The 20058-nt window shown below is 47.8% G+C and carries 20 protein-coding genes; 6 read left to right on the top strand and 14 right to left on the bottom strand.

Features of this window, described 5'->3' with window-relative positions; translation table 11 throughout:
* Both KNO99_RS07745 and KNO99_RS07750 read right to left on the bottom strand, forming a co-directional pair.
* The coding region (locus KNO99_RS07745; protein WP_214747115.1) for a transposase at nucleotides 1-288 on the bottom strand (288 nt) is incomplete at its 3' end.
* 326 nt (nucleotides 289-614) lie between these two features.
* Nucleotides 615-1148, bottom strand: coding sequence for a YceI family protein (locus KNO99_RS07750; RefSeq protein ID WP_214747118.1), 534 nt, complete (start codon nucleotides 1146-1148; stop codon nucleotides 615-617).
* A 223-nt stretch (nucleotides 1149-1371) separates the two neighbouring features.
* On the opposite strand from KNO99_RS07750, the gene adh reads away from it, so the two are divergent.
* From adh to KNO99_RS07765, 3 genes are all read left to right on the top strand, one after another.
* Nucleotides 1372-2892, top strand: a complete 1521-nt coding sequence (gene adh, locus KNO99_RS07755) for an aldehyde dehydrogenase (protein WP_214747121.1) — start codon at nucleotides 1372-1374, stop codon at nucleotides 2890-2892.
* 1 nt (nucleotide 2893) lies between these two features.
* Nucleotides 2894-3256, top strand: coding sequence for a DUF779 domain-containing protein (locus KNO99_RS07760; protein ID WP_214747124.1), 363 nt, complete (start codon nucleotides 2894-2896; stop codon nucleotides 3254-3256).
* A 124-nt stretch (nucleotides 3257-3380) separates the two neighbouring features.
* The gene (locus KNO99_RS07765) at nucleotides 3381-4106 is read left to right on the top strand and encodes a nuclease-related domain-containing protein (RefSeq protein ID WP_214747127.1); all 726 of its coding nucleotides are present in this window, start codon (nucleotides 3381-3383) and stop codon (nucleotides 4104-4106) included.
* A gap of 39 nt (nucleotides 4107-4145) precedes the next feature.
* Here KNO99_RS07765 and KNO99_RS07770 read toward each other — a convergent pair whose 3' ends face one another.
* The 12 genes from KNO99_RS07770 to recX all read right to left on the bottom strand — a co-directional run bounded on the left by KNO99_RS07770 (nucleotide 4146) and on the right by recX (nucleotide 17085).
* The gene (locus KNO99_RS07770) at nucleotides 4146-5216 is read right to left on the bottom strand and encodes an ABC transporter substrate-binding protein (RefSeq protein WP_214747130.1); all 1071 of its coding nucleotides are present in this window, start codon (nucleotides 5214-5216) and stop codon (nucleotides 4146-4148) included.
* Nucleotides 5213-6007 carry an ABC transporter permease gene (locus KNO99_RS07775; RefSeq protein ID WP_074033109.1) on the bottom strand — a complete coding sequence of 265 codons (795 nt, stop codon included), beginning with the start codon at nucleotides 6005-6007 and terminating at the stop codon, nucleotides 5213-5215. Before KNO99_RS07775 ends, KNO99_RS07770 begins: the two co-directional genes overlap by 4 nt.
* The gene (locus KNO99_RS07780; RefSeq protein WP_214747133.1) at nucleotides 6004-6825 is read right to left on the bottom strand and encodes an ABC transporter permease; all 822 of its coding nucleotides are present in this window, start codon (nucleotides 6823-6825) and stop codon (nucleotides 6004-6006) included. Before KNO99_RS07780 ends, KNO99_RS07775 begins: the two co-directional genes overlap by 4 nt.
* Nucleotides 6812-7918: an ABC transporter ATP-binding protein gene (locus KNO99_RS07785; RefSeq protein WP_214696317.1), complete on the bottom strand. Its 1107-nt coding sequence runs from the start codon at nucleotides 7916-7918 to the stop codon at nucleotides 6812-6814. Before KNO99_RS07785 ends, KNO99_RS07780 begins: the two co-directional genes overlap by 14 nt.
* A 21-nt stretch (nucleotides 7919-7939) precedes the next feature.
* Nucleotides 7940-8479 carry a helix-turn-helix domain-containing protein gene (locus KNO99_RS07790; protein WP_214747136.1) on the bottom strand — a complete coding sequence of 180 codons (540 nt, stop codon included), beginning with the start codon at nucleotides 8477-8479 and terminating at the stop codon, nucleotides 7940-7942.
* A gap of 151 nt (nucleotides 8480-8630) precedes the next feature.
* The gene (locus tag KNO99_RS07795; protein ID WP_074033105.1) at nucleotides 8631-8900 is read right to left on the bottom strand and encodes a YfhJ family protein; all 270 of its coding nucleotides are present in this window, start codon (nucleotides 8898-8900) and stop codon (nucleotides 8631-8633) included.
* The gene (locus KNO99_RS07800; RefSeq protein ID WP_074033104.1) at nucleotides 8897-9211 is read right to left on the bottom strand and encodes a YfhH family protein; all 315 of its coding nucleotides are present in this window, start codon (nucleotides 9209-9211) and stop codon (nucleotides 8897-8899) included. The genes KNO99_RS07795 and KNO99_RS07800 overlap by 4 nt, the downstream gene beginning before the upstream one ends.
* A 71-nt stretch (nucleotides 9212-9282) precedes the next feature.
* Entirely contained in the window at nucleotides 9283-10461 is a 1179-nt protein-coding gene (locus KNO99_RS07805) for an RtcB family protein (protein WP_214747139.1), read from the bottom strand.
* Between the two features lie 9 nt (nucleotides 10462-10470).
* Nucleotides 10471-12516: an ABC transporter ATP-binding protein gene (locus KNO99_RS07810; RefSeq protein ID WP_214747142.1), complete on the bottom strand. Its 2046-nt coding sequence runs from the start codon at nucleotides 12514-12516 to the stop codon at nucleotides 10471-10473.
* 22 nt (nucleotides 12517-12538) lie between these two features.
* Complete coding sequence (locus tag KNO99_RS07815) at nucleotides 12539-14263, bottom strand: ABC transporter ATP-binding protein (protein ID WP_214747145.1); 1725 nt, start codon at nucleotides 14261-14263, stop codon at nucleotides 12539-12541.
* 320 nt (nucleotides 14264-14583) lie between these two features.
* Nucleotides 14584-16224, bottom strand: coding sequence for an L-lactate permease (locus tag KNO99_RS07820; protein ID WP_214747148.1), 1641 nt, complete (start codon nucleotides 16222-16224; stop codon nucleotides 14584-14586).
* Nucleotides 16225-16272: 48 nt separating this feature from the next.
* Nucleotides 16273-17085: a recombination regulator RecX gene (recX, locus tag KNO99_RS07825; RefSeq protein ID WP_214747151.1), complete on the bottom strand. Its 813-nt coding sequence runs from the start codon at nucleotides 17083-17085 to the stop codon at nucleotides 16273-16275.
* A 145-nt stretch (nucleotides 17086-17230) separates the two neighbouring features.
* Between recX and KNO99_RS07830 the strand changes: the two genes are divergently transcribed.
* The 3 genes from KNO99_RS07830 to KNO99_RS07840 all read left to right on the top strand — a co-directional run bounded on the left by KNO99_RS07830 (nucleotide 17231) and on the right by KNO99_RS07840 (nucleotide 20049).
* On the top strand, nucleotides 17231-18139 hold the full coding sequence (locus KNO99_RS07830; RefSeq protein WP_214747155.1) for a TIGR01777 family oxidoreductase: 909 nt from the start codon (nucleotides 17231-17233) through the stop codon (nucleotides 18137-18139).
* A gap of 12 nt (nucleotides 18140-18151) precedes the next feature.
* The gene (locus tag KNO99_RS07835; RefSeq protein ID WP_214747160.1) at nucleotides 18152-19306 is read left to right on the top strand and encodes an amidohydrolase; all 1155 of its coding nucleotides are present in this window, start codon (nucleotides 18152-18154) and stop codon (nucleotides 19304-19306) included.
* A 176-nt stretch (nucleotides 19307-19482) separates the two neighbouring features.
* Nucleotides 19483-20049, top strand: coding sequence for a GNAT family N-acetyltransferase (locus KNO99_RS07840; RefSeq protein WP_214747163.1), 567 nt, complete (start codon nucleotides 19483-19485; stop codon nucleotides 20047-20049).
* The last annotated feature ends 9 nt before the right edge of the window (nucleotides 20050-20058 follow it).

Genomic DNA, 20058 nt, shown 5'->3' on the forward strand with positions numbered 1-20058 from the left:
GAGACCGAGGAACCAGCGATAGGCGAGGTTCGTCTGAACCTCCCTCACGGTCTGGCGCACGGAACGGATGTTGAACAGGGGTCCGAGTAGGATGATCTTGATGATGATCTCCGGATCGATGCCGGGCGTACCGGTGTTCGAATAGAGCGGGGCGCAGAGCCGGTGCACGATCGAGAAGTCGATGTGGCGGTCGAGTCTCCGGACGAGATGATCCTGCGGGACCAGCTGGTCCAACGTGGTCTTCGACTGGATCGGTTCATGTCGTTTCTCAGAATGGGCGCGATACATATCGGGTTCCTCCTTTTGATGACGGGCGAACTTGGTGTTTACTTTCTTCTTTCCCCGTTTGTAAGGGTTCGAAGTATGTATCGGGCTTTTTCTTCGGCCATCGAGGCCTCAGAAAAAGACAAATGGCCGCCAAAGGTGGCGACCATTCGTGTGACTCGTCCCACGGCGCCCCGACTCCTGCAGGAAAGCAATCCGAAGGAGACCCAGCAGCGACCTGAGTCGCGATGCGGCTCCGGGATTGCCTGCGGAAAGCGTGGGCGCCGGAAGGACGAGTTCGAACATCTTATTTGTCAACAAGCTGAAGTCGCTCGGTTGAGCGACTTTTCTTATGCCTCGACTTCAGTGAATTGCAACTCGAACTCAAACTTGACTTTCTTATCGACGAGGACACCTCCCGCTTCGAGCGCTTGGTTCCATGTCAATCCATAATCCTCTCGGTTGAGAGAACCTTCCCCTGAGAACGCGTGTTTCATGTTCCCCCATGGATCTTTTGCACTTCCCTCATACTCGACTTCGAACGTTTCTTCCCGTGTCGTTCCTCGAATCGTCAGATCCCCTGTCAATTCAAACTCACCGCCGCCTTTCGAGCGGAATGATGTCGATTGAAACACGATATGTGGATATTCTTCTGCATTGAAGAAGTCTCCTGAACGAAGGTGATTGTCTCGATCCGAATTATTCGTATCTACGGACGCCGCCTGAATCGTCACTTTCACACTCGCATTTGCCAAGTCGTTCGGGTCCCCATTCGCTTCGATATCAAATTCTTTAAATTCGCCTTTCACCTTTGAAATCATCATATGTTTAACAGTAAAGGTGATGGAACTGTGCGCCGGGTCAACTTGATATGTCTTCGCCATGTCGGTTCACTCCTTATAGGTAATTGAATGATGTACACAATGTACTGATTACCACAAATCTTGACTTCAAAACGTTTTTACAAAAGATTGACAAATTATTGTCAAAAAATTTTGACTTTTATCACAACAAACCGTTACGATGAAAAAAGGGAGTCGTTCGCTTACATAATAATGTAAGCGCATACATAACTCCTCTATCTCGTATGAAAAGGGAGGAACGAACATGATTTATGAAGTACCGAACTCAGCAGGAACGAAAGTACAGTTTAAGGACCGTTATGAGAACTTTATTAACGGAAAGTGGACCGCACCGGCTGGTGGAGAATACTTTGAAAACACATCTCCTGTAAATGGGAAAGTATTATGTGAAGTCGCCCGCTCAACGAAAGAGGATATTGAACTCGCATTGGATGCTGCACATGCAGCAAAAGAGGATTGGGGCAAAACGTCCGTCGCGGAACGTTCTGTCATCTTGAATAAAATTGCTGATCGCATGGAAGAAAATCTCGAGATGCTCGCATATGCAGAAACGTGGGAGAACGGTAAAGCTGTTCGGGAAACGCTCAATGCCGACCTTCCGCTCGCAATTGATCACTTCCGTTACTTCGCCGGTGTGATTCGTTCTCAGGAGGGCGGAATTAGTGAACTCGACAACGATACAGTCGCCTATCACTTCCATGAGCCGCTCGGCGTCGTCGCTCAAATCATTCCTTGGAACTTCCCGATTTTAATGGCCGTCTGGAAACTCGCACCGGCACTCGCGGCTGGAAACTGTGTCGTCTTAAAACCGGCCGAACAAACACCTTCTTCCATCATGGTCCTCATGGAACTCATTGAAGACTTATTGCCACCAGGTGTCGTCAACATCGTAAACGGTTTCGGTCTCGAGGCAGGTAAACCGCTCGCATCGAGTGACCGTGTCGATAAAGTCGCTTTCACAGGCGAGACAACAACGGGTCGCTTAATCATGCAGTACGCTTCACAAAACATCATCCCGGTCACACTCGAACTTGGCGGGAAATCTCCGAACATCTTCTTCGCGGATATCATGGAAGCGGATGATGATTTCTTCGATAAAGCGATTGAAGGTCTCGTCATGTTCGCCTTGAACCAAGGTGAAGTGTGTACGTGTCCGTCTCGTGCATTAATCCAAGAATCCATCTATGACAAGTTCATGGAGCGCGTACTCGAGCGCGTCAAAGCGATTAAACTCGGCAATCCCCTCGATTCGGACGTCATGATGGGTGCACAAGCATCGAACGAACAAATGGAGAAAATCCTCTCTTACCTTGAAATCGGGAAAGAGGAGGGCGCGGAGTGTCTCATCGGTGGAGAACGTAACATGATGGATGGAGACCTTGCGGATGGGTATTACATTCAACCGACCATCTTTAAAGGTCATAACAAGATGCGCATCTTCCAAGAAGAGATTTTCGGACCGGTCTTATCCGTTACGACGTTCAAAGATGATGCGGAAGCACTCGCCATCGCGAACGATACGCTCTACGGACTTGGGGCCGGCGTGTGGACACGTGACATGAACCGTGCCTATCGATTTGGTCGTGAAATCCAAGCAGGCCGCGTCTGGATCAACTGCTACCATTCATATCCGGCACACGCTGCGTTCGGTGGCTACAAAATGTCTGGGATTGGACGCGAGAACCATAAGATGATGCTCGGTCATTATCAACGGACGAAAAACATGCTCGTCAGCTACAGCGAACAGAAGCTCGGGTTCTTCTAAGATGGTGAAACGAGTCGAGGCCACCCCCGCCGCGCTCGAACTCATCGAACGTCTAAAATCGAAACACGGTCCACTTCTGTTTCATCAATCGGGAGGATGCTGTGATGGAAGTTCACCCATGTGTTTTCCACGTGACGAGTTCATGGTGGGCGATCATGATGTGCTCCTTGGTGAAATCGGAGACACCCCATTTTATATTCACGAGAAACAATATGATTATTGGAAGCATACACAACTCATTATCGATGTGGTCGATGGTCGAGGTGGTATGTTTTCCCTCGAGGGTGTCGAAGGGAAACGATTTTTAGGACGTTCTCGAGTCTTTACAGAAGAAGAGCGTGACGCGCTAAAACATGAAGCATGACAGAAAGGACCTATTCCGATGGGTCCTTTCTCATTTTCAAAAAAACGATTATCCTCATTGGTAAAAAATTACATATTATATACGTTTCTTTTTTGTATAGTAGATAGAGAAAGGGAGGGATTCGATGGCTTCATTGCTAACAGAATGGTTAGAAAGTATTTTGGTTATTTTAATCAGCATATTTGCACCCATTTTTCTAATCCTCACACTCATCATCGTCTATAAGATCAAACGTTATCAAAACAGTCAGTATGCCCAACAAACTCGGCATTCCTACTTCAAAGTGGTCCAGGATACCGGTCTATTCGGAGAATATCTATGTGTGGCAGACATCGAGTCAACATTCTCTCAACCACTGATTTTGACGAACCTCTATTTGCCACATCCCTCAAAGAAAGATCGAACAACAGAAATTGATGTCGTCTTCATCAATCAGGCTGGAATCCATGTCATTGAATCCAAAAATTATAGCGGATGGATTTTTGGGCGTGCCAGTGACCGATACTGGACGCAGACACTCCCCCGGAGGAGAAAACATCGTTTCTTCAACCCAATCAAACAAAATGAATTACACCTGAAAGCCATTGAGCAAGTTCTCGGACTCGACCGAACACATCTCCATTCATGGATTGTATTCAGCAATCGATCTACACTGAAACAAATTGAGTCATCAGACGTTCCCGTTTTGAATCGTCACCAATGGGCTAAACAGTTGACCACCTACCAAGATTTCGTCTTCGACCAAGATGAACAAATACAATTATATGAGACCTTATTATCTTTCACACAAGTCGACGCAGCTGTCATGATGAAACATGTCGAGGACATCGAATCAGCTTATAAGCGGTAAAAAAACATCCCCCACTCGTAATGAGTGAGGGATGTCTTGTCATTTACTCTGCATTTTAAAACGTAAATACAATTCGTTATAGTAAGCGTTCATCCGCTTCCCTAAGTTTTCATATACTTCAAGTTCTTGCGTCACTTCGCGAGATGGGTAGAACCGCTCATCTGATGTGACTTCTTCATCTAAAAATTCGAGTGCCGCTTCGTTCGGAGTCGAATAGCCGACATAGTCCGTATTACGGGCTGCAATCTCGGCATCTAGCATGAAGTCGATGAATTGATGCGCACCGTCTACATTTTGTGCCGTACTCGGGATCACGAGGTTATCGAACCAAAGATTCGTCCCCTCTTCTGGAATGACATACGTTAGTTCTTCATTTTCGTACATGATTTCCGACGCATCTCCAGACCACACGACAGCCGCTGCTGCTTCACGGTTTGCCATCAACATTTTAATTTCATCCCCGACGATTGCTTTGATGTTTGGCCAAAGCGTTTCTAACTTTTGTTCCGCTTCAATCAACTCATCTTTGTTCGTCGTATTGAGCGAATAGCCGAGCGAGTTCAAGCCGAAGCCCATCACTTCTCGTGTTCCGTCTGCAAGAAGGATGTCATTTTCAAGCGGCATCTCCCACAAGTCGTTCCACGATGTGATTTCACCATCGACCATTTCGGGATTATAGACAATCCCGACCGTTCCCCAGAAGTAAGGAACCGAGTACTTGTTATCTGGGTCGAACGATTTGTCGAGAAAGCGTGGATCGATGTTATCGAAATTCTCAAGCTTCTCGTAGTCGATTGGAAGCAACAAATCCTCTTCAATCATCTTACTAATCGCATAGTCTGAAGGGACAGCTACATCGAACGCTGTACCCCCTTGCTCAATTTTCGTGAGCATCGCCTCGTTCGAATCGAACGTCTGATAGACAACTTTTAGGCCACTCTGTTCTTCGAACTCACCAATCAAATCCTCATCGATATAGTCTCCCCAGTTATAGACGACAAGCGTATTGTCGCCACCAAACCCTTGCGCAGCGTTCAATTGCTGAATCCAAAGAAGGAGACCGAAGCTGACAATCAACGGAACAGCCAGCATGATGATTAATTTTTTCATCGTCTAACCTCCTTTGCTCCTCGTTGCGCCAACACATAATATCCAATGACAAGGATGAGGGTGAAGACGAACAAAATCGCAGACAACGCGTTGATTTCAAGCGAGATTCCTTGACGAGCCCGCGAGTAGACTTCTACTGCAAGTGTCGTGAACCCGTTCCCTGTTACGAAGAACGTGACTGCAAAGTCATCTAACGAATACGTGAGTGCTGTGAAGAATCCGGCGAACACACCTGGTGTGATATAAGGGAGAATGACTTTCGTCAACACATCCCATGTACTAGCACCTAAGTCACGTGACGCATCGATCAACGTCGGGCTCATCTCTTGAAGTTTCGGCAACACCAAGATGACGACAATCGGAACCGAGAACGCAATGTGCGACAAGAGAACCGAATAGAAGCCTAACTGAATCCCGAGCATCGTGAAGAGAATCAAGAACGATGCCCCGATGATAACGTCCGGACTGACAATCAAGACGTTGTTCAAAGACAACAGGGATGTCTTCGTATACTTTTGTTTCGCCGTATAAATGGCGAGTGCCCCGATGACACCGAGCACGGTCGAAATTGTCGCCGATAATAAGGCGATGACGATCGTGTTCAAGACGATGACAAGAAGTCGCGTGTCCGTGAAGAGTGACTTATACCACTCAAGGGTGAATCCTTCGAAGTTACTCATCGTCCCGCCACTGTTGAACGAGTAGAAGACGAGATATAAGATTGGCGCGTATAAAATGAAGAACACGGCCGCCAAGTATAGGTTTGATAGTTTGAATCGTTTACGTTTCATCGACGGACCGCTCCTTTCGCACCCCAGTCACGCGTGATGACCATGACGAGAACCATCGCCAAGATCAAGAAGACGGCAATCGTAGATCCCATCCCCCAGTTTTGCGTAACGAGGAATTGTTGTTCAATCGCCGTACCGAGCGTGATGACACGGTTTCCTGCGATCAGGCGTGTAATCATGAAGAGTGACAACGCCGGAATAAAGACAATTTGAATCCCTGACTTGACGCCGTCAAGCGTCAACGGGAAGATGACACGTCGGAACGTCGTCCAGTTCGATGCACCTAGATCGCGTGATGCATAGACAAGAGATGGTGGTAATTTTTCAATCGCGTTGTAAATCGGCAAAATCATGAACGGAATGAAAATGTATACCGAGACGAAGACGAAACTGAAGTCCGTGAAGAGAATCTGCTTCGTTCCAATCCCAATCGCCTCTAAAAACTGATTCGTGATGCCGTACGTTCCAAAAATCCCGAGGAACGCGTACGCTTTTAATAGCAAGTTAATCCATGACGGAAGCAAGATGAGCAAAAGCCAAAGTTGCTTGTGCTTCGTCTTCGTCAACAAGTACGCCGTCGGATACCCGACGAGTAGCGAGAAGAACGTAATCAGGAACGCGTACCAAAATGATGATAACGTCATCGACAAGTACGTCGAAGAAAAGAACATCTGATAGTTCTCTAAACTCAAGTTACCGTCGATATCAAAAAACGAGTAATAGACGACGAGGACGAGTGGCGCGACGACGAATAAGGCAATCCAAATCCAATATGTCGTCAAATATACCGTCTTTGCGGTCTGGTTAGTTTGATTCATGAGGGACCTCCTCATAGGATTCAAGACGACGGTCGAACTCTTCTTCTGTCTCTCCTAATCGCATGACGTGAATCGCTTCCTCATCAAACGTCAATCCGATTTTTGATCCGACTGTCGACTTCTTCGTCGAGTGAACGAGCCACTCGTTCCCTTCTTGGTCGTAACAGCAAATCTCATAGTGAACGCCGCGGAACAGTTGTGAATCAACATCGACAATCAGTTTCGCAGAATCGATGGATGTCATCTCCAAGTCTTCCGGACGAATGATAACCTCGACTTTTTCGTTACGGTCAAACCCTTGGTCGACGCAATCGAACGTTTTGCCAGCGAACGTGACGACATTGTCTTCTGGCATGACACCCGGTACGATATTCGATTCTCCGATGAAGTCTGCGACGAAGCGGTTAATCGGTTCGTCGTAAATATCAGTCGGCGTCCCACTCTGAACAATTTTCCCGTTGTTCATGACGAAAATCTCATCGGACATCGCGAGCGCCTCTTCCTGGTCGTGTGTGACGAAGATGAAGGTGATGCCGAGACGTTGTTGCAACTCACGTAATTCATATTGCATTTCTGTACGAAGTTTCAAATCTAAGGCAGACAACGGTTCATCGAGGAGGATGACCTCTGGCTCGTTCACGATTGCGCGGGCGATCGCGACACGTTGACGTTGCCCACCTGACATCTCATCGATTTCGCGCGATCCGTATCCTTCTAAGTTAACAAACTTGAGAGCCTGCTCCACTTTCGCTTTAATGTCTGCTTCTTTCAACTTTTTAATGCGGAGACCAAACGCGACATTTTCAAATACGTTCAAATGAGGAAACAGCGCATAATCTTGAAACACGGTGTTCACTTGTCGTTTGTTGGCGGGTACATCGTTGATTCGCTTCCCACTGAAGTGAAGATCACCTTCAGTCGCGTCGGTAAATCCGGCGATGAGACGTAGGATTGTCGTCTTCCCACATCCCGATGGACCGAGAAGCGTATAAAACTTCCCACGCTCAATCTCAAAACTGATATCTTCTAAGACGACAGTGTCGTCGTAACGCTTTGACACATGGTCAAAACGAATAATTGTCTCTGCATTCATGCTGTTTCCTCCTCTATTGACTTATAAATAAGAATGGGTCGCTACGATGAGACATTCACTTTCGCCATCGTGATCGTTGACGAGTTGGTGTGAATCCGAGGCGACATAATACATTGTTTCCCCTGCTTTAGCGAAATAAGTGTGATGACCTAACTTCAGCGCCACTTTGCCGGACAAGACGTATACCAATGTCTCTGAACGGGAAGGTTCATATTGCTTAAATTCTCCGTTTTTGAAAAATGTGACGAGAATTGGCTCCATTTCTTTTTCATTTGATTCTGGAATGAGCCACTCCGTTCGATATTTTCGTTCCTCATCCGTATACGTGGTGCGATCATCGACGGTGTATACGACTTTTTGATTCAAGTCTTCATCGAAGAACTCTTTTGGTGAACTTCCAAGGACGCTCAACAAATCAAATAACGTCTCTAATGAAGGAGAGCTTAAATCACGTTCGATTTGAGAGATGTATCCTTTACTCAAATCCGTACGCTCCGCTAACTCCTCTTGGGTCAATCCTTTTTTAATCCGGAGTCGCTTAATGTTTTGACCTACTTCCAACGACTGAACGCCTCCTTCTAGTTTAGTGAAACATGAGTTCAACTAAAGAAAGTTTATCTATACTATACTTAAAAGCAAACTATTAGCGACCTTCATTATAACGAACTGAATGAGAATTGCAAATAAAAAATCACGCCACAACGGACGTGATTCAGTGTAAATTTCGTTTTGACATCAAGTGCTTAAACTTCTCGTTCTTCGTTTGGAACAAATGGAGCTGTGCGCCGTATGCATCAATCTGTTGAATGACGTATTGAAACGCCTTCGCTTCTCCTGGATACGGTTCGCCTGCCTTGGCGAGCGACGTCTCAAAGTCTTCCCATAGCACTTCGACCCATGTGATGGCTTCCGAATCGTTTAGCACGTCGTTCTTCTCTTTTAAAATGGCCGCGAGTCGCTCGTATTGTTCGTTTCGGTTCATCGTTTCACCTCCGACAGTTCAGAGAGCGGGATGGCCCGTTCTGTCATGTCCCCTTCAAACGTACCCCAACCCATGACGCCGTTGACAAATTTTAAGCGGAACGGTTGGTCGTTGTAGTTGACGACATATGTTTCACCGGGACGAAACGAAGTCGGGTCGACCAAATAGCTTTCGGCAATCGCAATCCGTCGAAGGACAACTTCGATTTCACTGACCATGCCCATTTGTTCAGCCTTCCGCTTTCTCTCATGTAATGCTTGAATCTCCTGCTCTAACTCATATTTCGATAAATCACTTAACCGCTTTTCCATTTCGTTCACCTCGATGTAAGCGTATCAGATTTTACGGTAAAAAGGAAAAGGCGAGACTGAGTGAAATTCACTCAGTTCGCCTTGAAGTTGTACAATGGTTTGATGACTTGATCGATGCTGACCGCCGGTTCGATGTAACGGATAATCTCTTTCATCGATTTGTAGACGAATGGTGACTCATCCACGGTAGACGGTCGAACCGATGTCGACCATACGCCTTCCATCGTACGTTTGAATTCTTTGAAGTCGACGCGTTTGCGCGCGGCTGAACGGGACATGATCCGACCTGCCCCGTGAGGACCAGAGAAGTTCCAGTCCGGGTTCCCTTTCCCCGTACAGATGAGCGAACCGTCTCGCATGTTCATCGGAATGATGACACGCTCTCCTTCTTGCGCGGAGATGGCTCCTTTACGCAGAATCATCGCGTCATGGTCGATGTAGTTGTGAACGGTGTCGAATTGATTGACGACGTTCCACTTCATCGCTTCTACAATCACATCTGTCATCGCTCGACGGTTCGCCGCTGCGTATTGTTGGGCGATTCTTACGTCGTGCATGTAATCGTCCATGTCCTCACCTTCGACATAAGCCAGGTCACGGAATGGTTTCCGCGCTTCACGTTCCGCTTCCAGATACGTCGAGATGTCTTGCTGCCGTCCAGCGTCCTTCAATCGTTCGATTGCTTCTTTCACATCTTTCGTTTCCATCATGTGTTGAATCGCACGCTCTTGATAATGATCGGCAATCTGTACCCCGAGATGGCGAGAACCCGAATGAATGACGAGAAACGTACGTTCCTGGTCATCCCGGTTCACTTCAATGAAATGGTTCCCCGAGCCGAGTGACCCGACCGAGCGCAAGGCACGGTCGAGTTTATACGGTGCTCGAACTGCTTCAAGTGGAAGTTCAGACGCGTACGGATGAGCCGTCTCGCGAATGTTCATCCCGCTCGGTACGAGTTCGCGGATCACGTCATCGAGTCGCTGAAAGTCGATTCGTTTTACTTTGATTTCAGTACAAAGCATCCCACATCCTAAATCGACACCGACTAAGTTCGGTACGATTTTATCGTGAATCGTCATCGTCGTGCCAACGACCGACCCTTTCCCGGCGTGCATATCCGGCATGATACGAATCGATGCCCCTTCTGTGAACGGTTGGTCGAGTAGGGTTTGAATCTGATTCCGCGTCATGTCATCGATTCGTTCATTGAATACTTTGGCGCGGTTATATTTCCCCGTGATTTCCATGTGACCTCCTTAACTGATCGCTTGTTGCTTACTTTGTAATTCGTGCATTCGGGCATAGACACCACCGAATTCGAAGAGCGACTGATGATTCCCACGCTCGATAATTCGACCATGGTCGAGAACGAGGATTTGGTCCGCTTCCCGAATCGTAGAGAGTCGGTGCGCAATGACGAACGTCGTTCGACCGTACGTGAGTGTTTTGAGTGCCTCTTGAATCAGCGCCTCGGTCTCCGAGTCGACACTCGCTGTCGCCTCATCGAGGACGAGGATGGCCGGGTCAAAGACGAGGGCGCGAGCGAAGCTGATCAACTGTCGTTCTCCACTCGAAAGGGAAGCACCACGTTCAATCACCGGTTCATCGATTCCTTTTGGCAACTGCTTCACGAAACGATCCGCCCCTACTGCCGTCAACGCTTTCCATACTTGGTCATCTGTAATCGATTCATCTCCTAGCGTGACGTTCGTACGAATCGTCCCGGTGAAGAGAAACGGGTCTTGCAAGACAATTCCGAGATGGTCTCGTACCGCTTGCGTCGGCAGTTTCGTCACGTCCATTCCATCGATGCGGAGAACACCTTTCGACGGGTCATAAAAACGCATGAGCAAGTTCATGATCGAACTCTTCCCGCTACCGGTATGTCCAACAAGGGCAACCGTCTCACCCGGAGCTGCGTGTAGTTCAATCTGTTGTAACACCGGTTTCCCAGCTTCATAACTGAATGTCACGTCATCAAAGACAACTTCCCCTTTAAATCGTGGAATGCGTTCCGATGAGACTGGCTCTCCTTTTTCATCGAGCAACTGGAACATCCGGTCCGCCGATACGAGCGCTTGTTGAAGCGGTGATAACTGGTTCATAATTTGCGTCACCGGCTCAAAAATACGTGAGACGTAATCGATATACGCATACAAGATCCCGAGTGTCAGGATACTTCCCCCACCGAGTGTTTGTGCCCCGACGAACCAGATGAGTAAGGCGAGCGCCATGTTTCGGAAGAAGTTGACCAAGTTATGACTCATCAATGCATCCAATTTCAACAGTTTTCGTCTCGTTTGGAAGTTGTCACTGTTCTTCTCATTAAACTCGTCGTAGACGAGATCTTCGCGGACGTACGATTGAATGATCGGCATCGTCTGAATACTTTCATTCAACTGTGCATTCATGTCTGCGACGAGCGCACGGACACGGAAGTTATTTTTCGTGGAGAAACGCTGGAACAATTTGATCCAAACGATGACGACCGGGATGATAATGAGTGAAACAAGCCCTAGACGAACGTCTAGGAAGAACATCGCAATCAGTACCCCAATCATCATGACGACGCTTTGGAAGACGCGGGCAAGCACCCCTAAATAAAGATCTCGAATCGTCTCCGTGTCGTTCGTGACACGACTGACAATCTTCCCGATCGGCGTCTGGTCAAAATAGCGTACCGGAATCGTTTGCAGATGCCTCATCACGTCAAGACGCATCTTCTTCACGATACTGTGCGCCGACCGTTGCAAGAGCATCTGTTGTCCCCAGTTCAATCCGGCTGCGAGTAGCAATAGGACGACATAGAGACCAGACAGCATGAGCACCGCTCGTAAATCCGTTTGATAAAACTGGAATACATCGGTCGATGAGAGCGAGACGATATTCTCATACGTCGCCGTCTCATCGCCTCTTGTAATCGTCAGCACGTCTCCTTCGACATCTCGGATCCCCCCGCTCATCACAGCATCAGGGACGAGATAGTATCCGTCCGTCGTTTGCACGATAGAGACAGGCTGAACCACGTCTTGCCCGTCAAGCCTTGTTTCTTTCTCGTACGAGTTTCCATCAAAGGAAACGCTACCGCCAGACTCGACTTGAACCCAATCACGTTCAATGGCAACGATATGCTCATCGATAATGATTTTGGCGATATACGGTCCGGCAAGTTCTGCACCGACCGCTAAAAAGAGTAATGTCAATCCGAGGAAGATCGAGCGTTTCACTTGTTTGGCGTACCCAACGAGTGAACGGATCGTTTTCTTCCGACGAACTGGATCTAATTCATATTGATCGATCATGAGAGATTCCCCCTTTCCCGGATTACTCCGACTCTCCTTGTCGAATAAATTGTTCATAGTACCAACCGTGGCGCTCCATCAGTTGGTCATGTGTGCCACGTTCTGTGACACGCCCGTCTTGAAGGACGAGGATCTGATCAGCGTGCGCCACCGCAGAAAGACGGTGTGCGACGATGAATGTCGTTTTCGCTTCGCGGCTCGTACGAACGGAATCGATGATGCGTGATTCTGTCTTCGCATCGACCGCTGAGAGCGAATCGTCAAGGAGTAAAATCTCAGGATTCTTCAACAACGCTCGTGCAATCGACAGACGTTGTTTCTGTCCGCCCGACAGCATGACACCCTGCTCACCGACGACAGTGTCTAAACCGTTCTCTAAATGTTCGATATCTGTATCAAACGCCGCGAGATGAATTGCCGTCTCTAGCGCTTCATCTGAGACATCATCCACTCCGAAGCGAATGTTATCGCGAACTGTTTTCGAGAAGAGAAGATGTTCTTGCGACACATATCCACTCCAGCCACGAACGGTTTCGAGTTTGATGTCTGAGATCGGTACGCCGTTCACGAGAAGTGAATCATCAATCGGATACTCCCGAAGTAACTGACGGAGTAACGTCGTCTTCCCGGCCCCAGTCGGTCCGACGACCCCAATCGTCTCACCACGCGAAACGTGCAGGACGATGTCCTCTAACGAATCACGATTCGCATTCGGATAACGGAATGAGAGCGATTTAAATGTGATTTTCTCTGGAACGTCAATCTGGACCGTCCCCGTAGAGGCAACGTCTGGAGCTTCGTTCATTGTCGATTCGATTCGTTCGAGACTCGCTGTCCCCCGTTGTACGACGTTGATCAGTTCACCGAACGCATACATCGGCCAAATGAGCATTCCTAAATAAATGTTGAACGAGACAAGTTGACCGAGCGTGATGTCGTTCGTAAAGACGAGATACGTCCCGAACGAGAGTCCAATCAAATAACTGAGTCCGACAAGGAGTTTGATGACCGGTTCAAACAATACATCGATTTTAGCGACGTGCATATTTTTTGCCATGACATCGTCTGTAATGTCATCAAACTTTTTCGTGTCCGCCTCTTCTTGAACGAATGATCGGACGACCCGGAGACCTGAGATCGACTCGACGACTTGGTCGTTCATCACCCCAAATGAATCCTGGGCTGCCGTGAAGCGTGTATGAATTTGACTTCCGAGTTTATTCATCGACCAAGCGAGAATCGGCATCGGCAAAAGTGCCGCAAGTGTCAACTTCCAATCGATAAATACACCCATGATCGTCAACGCGATGAGCGTCATGTTGAACGAGTCGACCAATGTCATAACCCCAAATCCCGCTGTTCGCTCAACCGCTTTCAAGTCATTCGTCGCGAGTGCCATCAAATCACCCGTACGATGCTGTTGATAAAAACGTGGTGTCTGTTTGAGGAGGTGACCGAAAAAACGACCTCTCAATTTCTTTTCAAGTAAAAAGGCTGTCCCGAATAGTCGGGCGATCCACAAGTACGACATCACATAAGACAGCACCATGATGCCTAAAAGTGATGACACAATGAGAATCAATCGTTCTGTCGTCAAGCTCCCTTCACGAATCGCATCGATTGCCTGTCCAATAATCCACGGTGGCAGCATATCTACAACTCCCGTGATGATGAGTAAGATGATGGCAATCAAATACGTCCGTTTCTGTCTTTTAATAAACCAATCTAATTGTTTAATCAGCTTCATAACTGATTTCCCCCTTCCGTCCGATTCACCTAAGCACGCAAAAAAGCGCACTCCACCTGATTGTGCAACCAATCAAATGAAGCGCGCTTGAAGTAGTCTTCAATCTTTTGCATGGTCAGGGAAAGGACACTACCCCTATCCAGCTGCCAAAGTCACGCAGTTAAATACGAGTAGCCATATGATGTTTTGAGTGTGTTTGTGAGTGCAATGTTGTTCATCATTCTGGCTCCTCTCGTTTCATCGTTTTAAAATCTACTCAAACCTTAGCAGACTGTTCTGAAAATTGTCAATATTATTTTGTAAAAAAATTGTAACTTGATTTAGTTTAAGAAAAACATGCCCAAAATGAGACCAATGACCCCTGTTGCCGTGACGTAATAAATCATCGGCATGAGCGTGTATCGAATGATGGTCCCTTCTTTACCAAGCAGTCCGGCAACGGAAGCAACCGCTACGACGTTCAACACACAGATCATGTTCCCCGCATTCGCCCCTGCCATCTGCATCGATAAGGCGAGCGTATTATCGAGTCCGACCGATTCGGCTACGTTCGTTGTCAAACTGGAGAACATCATGTTTGAGAAGGTCGCCGACCCCGAGACGAAGGCGCCGAGGGCCCCAATCCACGGTGCGACGAGCGGCCATACCCCGCCGAACGTGTCAGCCGCAGCTGTTGCGAGTTCGACCGGCATCGATGCCAGTCCAGCTCCCCCATCCTCAGAGTGGATGAAAATACGCACCATCGGAACAGAGGCCGCTAACGTGATGACTGTACCGACGATTCCAAATGTCGTCGCTTTAAAAACCGACGTCACTTGTGACCAGCTCATGTTGTGCAGGAAGAATGTTGCAATCATCGTCAAGATGAACATGAAGCCAGGTGAATAGAACGGTTCCCAAGACGTCGAGATTCCTTCTACGCCCAAAATGTTCGGCAGGTTGATCCGAACGCTCCGAGACAGTTCATTCAAAAACGGAACCGTACGGGTGAGGACTAAGAAAATCGTCAATATGAGATAAGGAGCCCACGCTTTCCACTGCGGTAGTTCACGCTTATTTGATGTTAACGTTACTTTTTCGGTAGAAGGTTCCAATTCATCCATATATCCATCGAACGTCCATACGCGTTTCGGCATGAGAATTCCTTTACGCGCCATGGCTACGAGAATGACGAGACCTGTTAGTCCACCAAGCATTCCTCCAAATTCAAATCCGAGGATAAGTGTCCAAATGTAGGCTGGTACGCTATATAACAGCGCGGCCACGATTGCAATCGGAAATACTTCGAGCGCCGGTTTGATTGACTTCTCCTTACTGAAGAAGCGCGTCAGCATCAAAATCAAAATAAACGGGATGAATAGACCGACAACCATATCAATCAATACGGTTTGCAGGACAACTTCCGTCAAAAAGGCAATCGACTCCGGTTGGTTCACGTCTAGCGAAAGACCATTCCCAATCCCAATGAGTGCCGGTGTCCCGACCGCACCGAACGTAACGGCTGATACGTCAGCAGATAGTGCGATTACGACAGCAGCAATCGGTGGAAAACCGAGCGCAATTAAGAGAGGTGCCGCAACCGTCGCCGGTGTACCAAATCCTGAAGCCCCTTCAATGAATGAGACGAACAACCAACCGACAATCAGAACCTGAATACGCGGATCGGGTGTGATGTTGACGAATCCAGAGCGGATTGCATTCATTCCGCCGCCTTCTTTCATCGTATTCATCATCCCGATCGCACCATAGACGATCCATACGGTCGTGACGGCGATGACCAGTCCTTGTAATGTCGCCGCCATGATTCGAGTCGCATCCAATTGCCAAACGAAGAACGCTAAAATCGCCGTCGTCACGAGTGACAAGGGCATGGCTACTGATGCAGGTAAACGCATAATTACCAATAAGATGAGCACGGCCACAATCGGTGTCAGTGCTGTAATCCATTCTAAAATCGTCAATGTAGACCCACCTTTTCGTGTTTTCCCCTACCGTAAACAGATGTCCCATCACGATTCTTCTTCAACGAGTCTCTCTAACGTACGTTCAATCACATCATACGGAAATCCTTTACGCCGAAGCTGCATCTTCATGCGCTGTTTGCGCTCGAACGCATCATACCCGCTGAACTTCCGATTCAACTTTTCAGCCTGCTTCAGACATGCCGCAATCTCGACATCTTCGTCCTCTTCTTCCCAAAAAGTTTGAATCGCCTCTGAAATAATATCAAAGGTAAACCCCCTTTGCATCAGGGTTTGTTGAATTCTTTGTTGCACTTCTGTGGCAGAACGACGATTTGTTTCCATTTGTTTCCGTTTTATGAACTTTCCAGCCTTTTCGACAAGTTCTTCGTGTGTGATTGATGCTAGTACGGATTCAACAACGTCCGGTGAAATGCGGAGCTGTTCGAGCTCACGTTTGATTTTGATTGGTCCGCTTGGACTCGTATTGAATTTGGTTTGGACATAAGCTTTCGCAAATTCCGCATCATTCAAGTAACGCTGCTCTTTCAGTCGCGTGATGGCATGTTTGACGGCAGTTTCACTTAACTCCTTCTTCATGAGATAGTCCTGCACCTCTGAAATCGCACGCATTCGGTACGATAAATAATTGACGGCTAGTTTATAAGCTTTCTGTGCCTCTTCCGCCTCGAGCACATCTTGCACAAAGTCGTCTTCGAGCTCCATCCCTTTTGTGAGCCCGTACTTGATGAACACGTCAACATCGATGGCGAACGCAAATTCTTCTTTCCCTTCGCGTTCGATGAAGACGTTCAATCGGTCTTTATTCTTTTGTTGGGTCGTGAACTTCGCAATTTTCACAACGACTCCCCTCCATTTCATGTTTCTAACATATCACGTTCAGGAATCGGAAAGGATTTTTGATAAGTTAGAAGAAAGGGTATTCATCTGGATATACTGACTTATACCCACTTTAGAAACAACACATGATATCGGAGGGAATTTCATGAAAATCGCAATCACCGGTGGGACCGGGTTGATCGGTCAACCGCTCGTCCGCGCACTGGCTGACGCCGGTCACCAAGTCGTCGTCTTGACAAGACATCCACGTCCCCGCCATCGCGGGGTGTCGTTCATCGAATGGCTAACGCCAACTAGCAAGCCAGAAGAAGAACTCGAAGGAACAGACGCATTCATCCATTTAGCAGGTGCGTCCATCAACGACGGGCGCTGGACTCATAAACAGAAGCAAGCGATCCTCCAAAGTCGAATCGAAGGGACGAAGGAAGTCGTCCGGATCATTCAACAGTTAAAACAAAAACCTCAAGTCGTCATCAGCGGCTCGGCAATCGGCATATACGGCGAAGACCGTTCTATCACGTATTCAGAAGAAACCCCATTACCGACACGAACCAATTTCCTCGGGAATGTTTGTGTCCTCTGGGAACAAGAGGCTGAACCGATTCGTGATTTAGGCGTTCGTCTCGTGACAATGCGTACCGGTGTCGTCTTATCGAATGACGGCGGAGCATTCCCATTAATGAAACTCCCCTATCAATTCGGAGTCGGTGGTAAAATTGGATCAGGAAAACAGTGGGTTCCATGGATTCATTTAGATGATCTCGTGCGGTTGTTCGTGCATATCATCGAAACGGATACAATCGAAGGTCCTGTAAACGGAACCGCCCCTACACCGGTGACGATGAATGAATTCGGGAAGACGATTTCAAAAGTGATGCACCGTCCTCACTGGATCCCGGCACCCGCCCCAATGATGAAACTCGCACTCGGTGAAAAGAGTGTCATCGTTTTAGAAGGAGCAAAAGTCGTACCGACCAAAGCGCTCCAACATGGCTTTGATTTCCGATATGACACATTAGAACCCGCATTAAAAAACTTATTACAAGATGCTTAAGGAGAATGAATTGTGAGTCACTTACTTATTCGAAACGCCCATATTTATCCGATTACCGCCCCCCATTTTTACGGAGACCTCCGTGTCCGTGATGGAAAGATTATCGAAATGGCCGAATTGCTCGAACCAACGGATGGTGAGAATGTCATCGAAGCAGAAGGGAACTTTTTATTCCCTGGTTTCATCGATGCCCATACCCACCTTGGTCTATATGACGAAGGGACAGGCTCTGTCGGAAATGACGCCAACGAAACGGTCGAAGCGATGACACCTCATGCTCGTGCCATCGACGGTGTCTACCCACTCGATGAAGGGTTCCAGGAAGCATTGATGGCTGGCGTGACCGCTGTCCAGGTCATGCCCGGGAGTATGAACGTCATCGGCGGTGTGACAAGTGTCATCAAAACGCACGGTCGCTATATTGATGATATGATTGTCCGCCGTCATGCGGGACTGAAGATGGCACTCGGCGAAAATCCGAAACGAATTCATAGTATGGGGAAAACGGGCGACCTGACGCGGATGGGAATCATGGGCTTGCTCCGTGAAGCATTTCGTACGGTCAGTTCGACGAAGACGATCGGCACGTTCGGGAGTCAGATGATCCAACTCGCCCTCGACCGCGACATGCCGATTCGCGTTCATGCGCACCGTGCAGACGATATTCTTTCGGTCGTCCGCTTTGCAAAAGAGTTCAATCTCGACTACCGCATCGAACATTGTACGGAAGGTCACCTCGTCGCAGAAAAGTTACAAGAGCTCGGTGTGAAACATGTCACCGTCGGACCGACCTTTACGCGAAAGTCGAAAATCGAGCTTCAAAATAAGACGTGGGAAACGTACCGCATCCTCCATGAACACGACATGATTGTTTCCATTACAACCGATCATCCGTACACGCCGGTGCAGTATTTAAATCTATGTGCTGGTCTTGCTGCACGTGAAGGGTTACCCGTCGATATTGCGCTACGAGGGATCACCATCAACCCTGCTGAATCACTCGGTGTTGCCGACCGCATCGGCTCACTAGAAGTCGGAAAAGACGCCGATCTCGTGCTCTGGAATCACTTCCCGCTCGACTATTTAGCGAAGCCGATTATGACGATTGTTAATGGTGAAGTTGTCTATAAAACAGACCGTGCGGAAACGCATCATGAGGTCGAATAATTTTCATTATTTTTCATAAGCATTTTACGCATAATTTACTTGCTTTTTTAAAAATACTATATAAAATTATCTTGTAACTTCATAAAGCAGCCAAGGCGGTTCGAACAGCGAAGCCAGAAGTATGCTTTCGTTACGACTATTCTTCAGCGGTCTGAAATAGGAGGAGGAATGTAAAGGTGCTCAAATTTCGTGAGCTCACCGACTGCGCGGAGTTGTTCGAACTGATGCAACACCCAGATGTCTTTCCGTATGTCCGTCAAAAGACGGTCCACTTTGACGAGTTTTTATTTAGCACGAAGCAAATCATCGAGCTAGAAGAGCAAGGAAATATCATCTCACGTACCATCACGAACGAGTATGGCACCCCGATTGGGACGATCAGCTTGTTCGATGTCGAATCCGGCTATGGATTCCTCGGCACGTGGCTTGGCAAGCCGTATCACGGCAAAGGTTATAATCAAGTTGCGAAAGAGGCGTTCTTCTCAGAACTGTTCTTCGAGCTTGATATTGAAAGTGTGTTCTTAAAGATTCGTAAGTCGAATGAACGATCGATTGCTGCAGCAGAGAAACTCCCGTACGCATTTTGCGCGAATGAGCTTCGTTTTGAACTGCTCGCTGAGATCAACCAAGGTGATGTGGAATATGTATTATACGAAGTATCCAAGTCGAGCTTCCAACTTTACTTGCACGCTCTTCACATCCCAGAATACGAAGCCCCTTACGAGGCACAACTCGAAGCATGAGCCAATTCT

Source organism: Exiguobacterium sp. s189 (genome assembly GCF_018617615.1).
GTDB classification, from domain to species: Bacteria; Bacillota; Bacilli; order Exiguobacteriales; family Exiguobacteriaceae; genus Exiguobacterium; species Exiguobacterium aestuarii_A.

What these genes read in the sequence shown, in the direction of transcription:
- KNO99_RS07750 (WP_214747118.1), bottom strand. Translation starts at nt 1,148, where the DNA reads ATGGCGAAGACATATCAAGTTGACCCGGCGCACAGTTCCATCACCTTT.
- adh (WP_214747121.1), top strand. Translation starts at nt 1,372, where the DNA reads ATGATTTATGAAGTACCGAACTCAGCAGGAACGAAAGTACAGTTTAAG.
- KNO99_RS07760 (WP_214747124.1), top strand. Translation starts at nt 2,894, where the DNA reads ATGGTGAAACGAGTCGAGGCCACCCCCGCCGCGCTCGAACTCATCGAA.
- KNO99_RS07765 (WP_214747127.1), top strand. Translation starts at nt 3,381, where the DNA reads ATGGCTTCATTGCTAACAGAATGGTTAGAAAGTATTTTGGTTATTTTA.
- KNO99_RS07770 (WP_214747130.1), bottom strand. Translation starts at nt 5,216, where the DNA reads ATGAAAAAATTAATCATCATGCTGGCTGTTCCGTTGATTGTCAGCTTC.
- KNO99_RS07775 (WP_074033109.1), bottom strand. Translation starts at nt 6,007, where the DNA reads ATGAAACGTAAACGATTCAAACTATCAAACCTATACTTGGCGGCCGTG.
- KNO99_RS07780 (WP_214747133.1), bottom strand. Translation starts at nt 6,825, where the DNA reads ATGAATCAAACTAACCAGACCGCAAAGACGGTATATTTGACGACATAT.
- KNO99_RS07785 (WP_214696317.1), bottom strand. Translation starts at nt 7,918, where the DNA reads ATGAATGCAGAGACAATTATTCGTTTTGACCATGTGTCAAAGCGTTAC.
- KNO99_RS07795 (WP_074033105.1), bottom strand. Translation starts at nt 8,900, where the DNA reads ATGAACCGAAACGAACAATACGAGCGACTCGCGGCCATTTTAAAAGAG.
- KNO99_RS07800 (WP_074033104.1), bottom strand. Translation starts at nt 9,211, where the DNA reads ATGGAAAAGCGGTTAAGTGATTTATCGAAATATGAGTTAGAGCAGGAG.
- KNO99_RS07805 (WP_214747139.1), bottom strand. Translation starts at nt 10,461, where the DNA reads ATGGAAATCACGGGGAAATATAACCGCGCCAAAGTATTCAATGAACGA.
- KNO99_RS07810 (WP_214747142.1), bottom strand. Translation starts at nt 12,516, where the DNA reads ATGATCGATCAATATGAATTAGATCCAGTTCGTCGGAAGAAAACGATC.
- KNO99_RS07815 (WP_214747145.1), bottom strand. Translation starts at nt 14,263, where the DNA reads ATGAAGCTGATTAAACAATTAGATTGGTTTATTAAAAGACAGAAACGG.
- KNO99_RS07830 (WP_214747155.1), top strand. Translation starts at nt 17,231, where the DNA reads ATGAAAATCGCAATCACCGGTGGGACCGGGTTGATCGGTCAACCGCTC.